Below are 5453 nucleotides of genomic sequence, written 5' to 3' on the forward strand. Positions count from 1 at the left end.
GACGCCCGTTTCCCCTTGCTCCGCCCGGCGCCTGCCATTAAACGGGCAGGCGGAGTGGTGGCCGAGTGGTCGAAGGCACACCCCTGCTAAGGGTGCAGGCGGGAAACCGTCTCGAGGGTTCGAATCCCTTCCACTCCGCCACCCACATAAGTCATTGATATTGAACAGAAAAATCCGAAATTTCGGTCGATTTTCCCGTGCCTTGCACCCCCACCGGTCCTGTCAGATGAACCCGGCTTGAGACGGGGCAGGGCGTTGGCGAGCGTTCAGGCATGACCAAGCGCTCACCCTTCAAGTACATCAAGACCAGCCCAGAGATCATCCGCTTGGCGGTGATGCTCTACGTCCGATTCCCGCTTTCGCTCCGGAACGTCGAGGATCTGCTGCACGAGCGCGGCGTCGCGATCAGCCACGAGACGGTCCGGTTCTGGTGGCATCGCTTCACCGCACAACGTTCTCTGGACGTGCGGTGAAGCGATGCCACGAAAATATTGGTTCGGCCGCGTCGGTCACCTGCCATCCGGGCCAGCCGCGCCGCCGTCGGGCAGCGAGGGATCGTTGATCCCGACCAGTCCCTCGTCATCTCCGGCAACACCGGAAGGGCAGGCATATAGCTTTGGCATCACGACATTGCCGGAGACCTCAAGCCTGTAGCGGCGCGCCAACTCGTCCAGCACGGCCGCTCCCAGCCGGGGGTCGGCGCGGAGGCTGCCGCGATGCGAGGCATCCAGCCTTGGCGAATGGAATGCCTCTTCCAGCGACATGCCGAAATCCAGCATCAGCGCCGCGATCTGCGACACGCAGGGCATGATCAGATCGCCGCCCGAGGCCCCGACGGCAAACAGGGCCTGCCCGTCGCGGACGGCCACGGTGGGCACCATGTTGGATGAGTTGATCCGCTTGCCGCCCGCCATCGAGGTGCGCAAGCCGGGTCGCGGATCGAAATAGCTGACGCCGTTGTTCAGCGCGAGGCCGGTTTCCGGCAGCGTGATCCCGGCGCCAAAATGATCCAGCAGCGTGTAGGTCAGGGCGACCATGTTGCCCTCAGCATCGGCCGCAGACAGGGACGAGGTCGAACTGCCGACCTCCGCCAGGGTGCCGTTGCGGGCGCGATGCGCGCGCCAGGCTGCTTCCAGCGCATCGGCATAGACGCACCAGCTTCCGGCGCCTGGCGCCTTCGGCGGAACCGGCAGGCCGGCGGCAACATGGGCCAAGAAGTCGCGCTGCCGAAGGCCGCCGCTTTGCTCGCCCGGCGTGTAGAGGGTGGCGCCGCGGTGCCGCGCCTCCATCGGGGCGTATTCCTGCACCTGATAGGCGGCTAGGTCCTCCATGGTCATGCGGTTGCCCTGCGCCTGCAATTCGCGCACCAGATCGCGGCCCAGATCGCCGCGATAGAACCCTTCGGCGCCGGTCTCTGCCAGGCGGCGCATCGTGCGGGAAAGGCCCGGTATCTTCAGCGGCGCGCCCGGCTGCAAGGGCGCACCCCCGGGCAGATAGATCGCGGCGGCGGTCGCGTCCTTGGCCAGGATTGCCATCTCGGACGCGATCATCAGCGTGCAGAACCAGCTTGCCGGGATGCCGGTTTCGGCCAGGCGGATCGCGGGTTGCAGCGTCTCGGCCAGGCTCTTGCGACCGAAGCGGCGCAGGGCATGGTCAAACCCGGCCACGGCGCCCGGTACGGTGACGGCACGCGCGCCTTGCGTGTTGGCGAAGTCCACGACCGCCGGGAAACCCATCGAGGTCGCGGGCAGGCTGGCGTCGATCGGATAGTCATCCGGCGTCAGGGCCCGGGGAAGGACACCCTGAAAATCCAGCGCAACCGCGCGCTCTTCCGTGGCAAGCCAGACGACCATGAAGCCGCTGCCGCCAATGCCGCACATCCAGGGCTCGACCGCGCCAAGGGCGAGTGCCGCGGCGACGGCGGCATCGACGGCATTGCCGCCTTGCGCCAGCAACTCGGCCCCGGCCTCGGCGGCCCTGATGTGCTGGGCGGCGACGATGCCGTCCTTGCTGCGAACCGGCCCTTTCACCGTCGTCCATTGATCTGCCGCTGTCGCCATTTCCTTGCCCTTTCACGAATCGCTTGCCCGATCGTGCTTGCTCAGTATATTTCACAATATATCGAAACACGCAAAGGGGCTGTCCCGGATGAGCAAGCGCAAGAGCGACGAGGCCTATGGCGAGTTGCGCCGGCGGATCATGCTGGCCGAACTACCCCCCAACAGCCTTCTCGACGAAAAGACGCTGCAGCAGTCTCTCGACTGTGGCCGCACGCCCCTGCGCGAGGCGATCCTGCGGCTGGCGCAGGAAGGGCTGGTGATGTCGATGGGGCGGCGCGGCTATGCCGTCGCCGGCGCGACGCCCGAAGACCTTCAGCGCGGCTACGAGCTGCGCCGCGAACTGGAGACCTTCATCGCCGGCCTTGCCGCCGAGCGCCGCACGCCCGAGGACATGGAGCGCCTGGATGCCTTCCTTGCCAAGATCGAGGCCGAGATGGAGACGCACGAAGGCAACGTCACCTGGGAACTCTCCATCGACGAGCAGTTTCACAGCCTGATCGCACGCGCCTCGGGCAACCAGTTCGCCCAGCGGTATCTTGACTCGCTCTACGGCCTGTCGGTGCGCAGCCTTTACGTCTCGCAGGTGCCGATCACCTTCGTCCGCGAGGAATTCGACACCTATCGCCTCCTGATCGACGCCATCCGCATGCGCGACTCCGCGGCCGCACGCGCCGCGATGACGGCGCACCTGACCGTCAGCCCCATCAAGGCGATTGCCCAGAAGGGGCTTCGGGACAAGGCCAAGGTGTCGTGATGCGCAGAGAGCGGCGCGAGCAACTGCAGACGGGCCTGATGCTGACCCCTTCGGTGCTTCTGCTGGGCCTGTTCATCCTGCTGCCGCTGTGTGTCGTCTTCGCCTACAGCTTTGCCCTCCGCGACCCTTACGGTGCGGTGCTGCCGGGCTTCACGCTCGACAACTACAGGGAGCTTGTGCAGGGCGTCTACCTGCGGGTGCTGATGAATTCCTTCACCCTGGCTGCGTGGACGACGGCGCTGTGCCTGCTGATCGGCTATCCGGTCGCCTATTTCATCGCCTTCAAGGCCGGGCGCGCGGCGCCGGCGCTGCTTCTCTTGCTGCTGATCCCGTTCTGGATCAACTTTCTTATCCGCATTTCGGCCTGGGTGGTCCTTCTGGGGCGCGGCGGCCTGATCAACAAGGCCCTGGTCTTCTCGGGGGTGATCGACGAACCGATCGGGATGCTGGGAACGGTGGGCGCGACGCTGGTCGGCATGGTCTATGCCTTCCTGCCGTTGGCGGTCTTTCCGATCTATGCGGCGCTCACGCCGATCGACCGCCGCCTGATGGAGGCCGGCGCCGATCTGGGCGCGGGGCCGGCGGAAACCTTCGCGCGCGTCACCCTGCCGCTTTCCCTGCCGGGCGTCCTGGCGGCGGCGCTTTTCGTCTTCGTGCCGTCCATGGGTGTCTTCGCCATCCCGGTGCTTCTGGGCGGCGGCAAGGACATCATCCTCGGCAACCTCATCGTCCAGCTGTTCCTCGAGTTCCGCAACATCCCCGTCGGTGCGGCCGTCGCCATCCTGCTGCTCGTCTTCTCGGGCCTTGGAATCCTGCTGTACATGCGCGCCCTTCGGCGGGTGGAGGCGATGAAATGACCCCGCACTCCAAGGCCCAGGGCCGGTTTATCCGCCGCGTCGTCCATGGCATCTCGGGCTGGATAACGCTTCTCACCTATCTCTTCATGCTGGTGCCCATCGTGGTGCTGATCGCCTTTGCCTTCAACGCCGGCAAGTCGACCGTGGTCTGGACGGGCTTCTCGTTCAGGTGGTTCGAGAAAGTGGTCAGCAACCGCAACATCCTTGACGCGCTGCAGGTCAGCCTGATTGTCGCCCTGGCCAGCGCCGCGGTGTCGACCGCCATCGGTTCGGTCGCGGCCGTGGCGATCACGCGCCGGTCGTTCCCCGGCCGCGATCTCCTGGGTGCCGCACTTGCAGCGCCCCTGGTCCTGCCCGAGATCGTGCTGGGCGTGGCGCTTCTGGTGTTCATGTCCTTCGCCGGCATGATCCTGGGCTACACGACCCTGATCATCGGGCATGTCCTCGTCTCGATTCCCTTTGCCACGCTGATCGTGCGGGCCGCCGCGTCCTCGCTTGACCCGCGGCTTGAGAATGCCGCGGCCGACCTCGGCGCGAACGAGTGGCAGACCTTCCGCATGGTGACGCTGCCGCAGCTCATGCCCTCGATCTTTACCGCCTTCATCCTGTCGGCCACGCTGTCGTTCGACAATCTGGTGATGTCCACCTTCACCTCGGGCGTCGGCACCACCACCCTGCCTTTGCGCATCTATTCGATGCTGAAGCTGGGAATTACCCCCGAAATCAACGCCCTGGGCGCGCTGATGGTCCTCGCCAACGTCACGATCCTGCTGTTGGTCATGGGCCGATACCTACCCCTCATGCTCAAGACCAACCGGCGCTGAACGGCCGGATCCGCCCACTTCCAACCAGGAGACCACCATGACACACAGACTTTCCCTCGGCCTCGCCGCCTCCACCCTGGCGCTCCTCGCGGCTGTGCCTGCCCTGGCCGAAGACCTGCGCATCTACGGCTGGGCCGGCGAGATGCCCGACGAAGTGCTTGCCGACTTCGAGGCGGAGACCGGCATCGACGTCACCTTCGACACCTTTGACAGCAATGAGTCGATGATCGCCAAGCTCGATGCGGGCGGCTCGGGTTATGACCTTGTGAACCCGTCGCAATATGCGGTGCAGATCCTGATCAACCGCGGCAAGCTGGTCGAACTCGACCACGCGAAGATCGAGACCTACGGCAAGATCGGCCCGACCTTCCAGGCCGTGTCCTACGATCCCGGCAACAAGTATTCGATCCCCTATGTCTGGGGCACGACCGGTCTGGCCTACAACAAGACCTGCGTGGACGCGCCGATCACCAGCTGGAAGTCCCTCTTCGACGAAAAGTACAAAGGCCGCATCTACATGCTCGACAACATGCTGGCCGCCTATATCGCCGGCCTGCAGGTCAACGGCTTCAGCGCCAATACCTCGGACCCCGCCGAGATCGAGAAGGCGACCGAAACGCTGATCGCCCAGAAGCCGCTGCTGGCGGGCTACAACAGCACCAACTTTGCCGATCTCGTGTCCTCGGGCGAAGCCTGCATCGTGCAAAGCTGGTCCTCCTCGGTGCTCCAGGCGATCGTCGACAACCCCGATGTCGTCTACGTCCTGCCCGAAGAGGGCGGCACAATGTGGATCGACGGCTACAGCATCCTGACGGATGCGCCGAACCCCGACGCAGCCTACAAGTTCCTGTCCTACATCCTGCGCCCCGAAGTCGCGGCCAAGACGACCGAACTGACCAGGACCGCGACCGTGGTGCCGGAGTCCAAGCCCCTCCTTCCCGCGGAAATCGGCGAGAAC

The 5453-nt window shown here is 65.1% G+C and carries 5 protein-coding genes, 1 tRNA gene and 1 pseudogene; 6 read left to right on the forward strand and 1 reads right to left on the reverse strand.

Going from position 1 to position 5453, the window contains the following annotated elements; translation table 11 throughout:
• Positions 1-51: 51 nt before the first annotated feature.
• Together VKZ87_RS11520 and VKZ87_RS11525 are read left to right on the forward strand one after the other, a co-directional pair.
• Positions 52-141 (forward strand) — tRNA-Ser (locus VKZ87_RS11520).
• Positions 142-272: 131 nt separating this feature from the next.
• Positions 273-443 (forward strand): annotated as a pseudogene (locus VKZ87_RS11525) (IS6 family transposase); the annotation flags it as partial.
• A gap of 66 nt (positions 444-509) precedes the next feature.
• On the opposite strand, the gene VKZ87_RS11530 reads toward VKZ87_RS11525, so the two are convergent.
• Positions 510-2060, reverse strand: coding sequence for a gamma-glutamyltransferase (locus tag VKZ87_RS11530; RefSeq protein WP_324221406.1), 1551 nt, complete (start codon positions 2058-2060; stop codon positions 510-512).
• Between the two features lie 88 nt (positions 2061-2148).
• Between VKZ87_RS11530 and VKZ87_RS11535 the strand changes: the two genes are divergently transcribed.
• The 4 genes from VKZ87_RS11535 to VKZ87_RS11550 form a co-directional block, all read left to right on the forward strand.
• Positions 2149-2814: a GntR family transcriptional regulator gene (locus VKZ87_RS11535; RefSeq protein ID WP_324221407.1), complete on the forward strand. Its 666-nt coding sequence runs from the start codon at positions 2149-2151 to the stop codon at positions 2812-2814.
• Positions 2814-3671 carry an ABC transporter permease gene (locus VKZ87_RS11540; protein WP_324221408.1) on the forward strand — a complete coding sequence of 286 codons (858 nt, stop codon included), beginning with the start codon at positions 2814-2816 and terminating at the stop codon, positions 3669-3671. The genes VKZ87_RS11535 and VKZ87_RS11540 overlap by 1 nt, the downstream gene beginning before the upstream one ends.
• Positions 3668-4495 carry an ABC transporter permease gene (locus tag VKZ87_RS11545; protein WP_324221409.1) on the forward strand — a complete coding sequence of 276 codons (828 nt, stop codon included), beginning with the start codon at positions 3668-3670 and terminating at the stop codon, positions 4493-4495. The genes VKZ87_RS11540 and VKZ87_RS11545 overlap by 4 nt, the downstream gene beginning before the upstream one ends.
• Positions 4496-4532: 37 nt before the next feature.
• Positions 4533-5453, forward strand: a 921-nt coding sequence (locus VKZ87_RS11550; RefSeq protein ID WP_324221410.1) for a spermidine/putrescine ABC transporter substrate-binding protein, incomplete at its 3' end; no start/stop codon positions are given.

Origin of the sequence: Ferrovibrio sp. (assembly GCF_035304305.1) — a bacterium.
Lineage (GTDB): Bacteria > Pseudomonadota > Alphaproteobacteria > Ferrovibrionales > Ferrovibrionaceae > Ferrovibrio.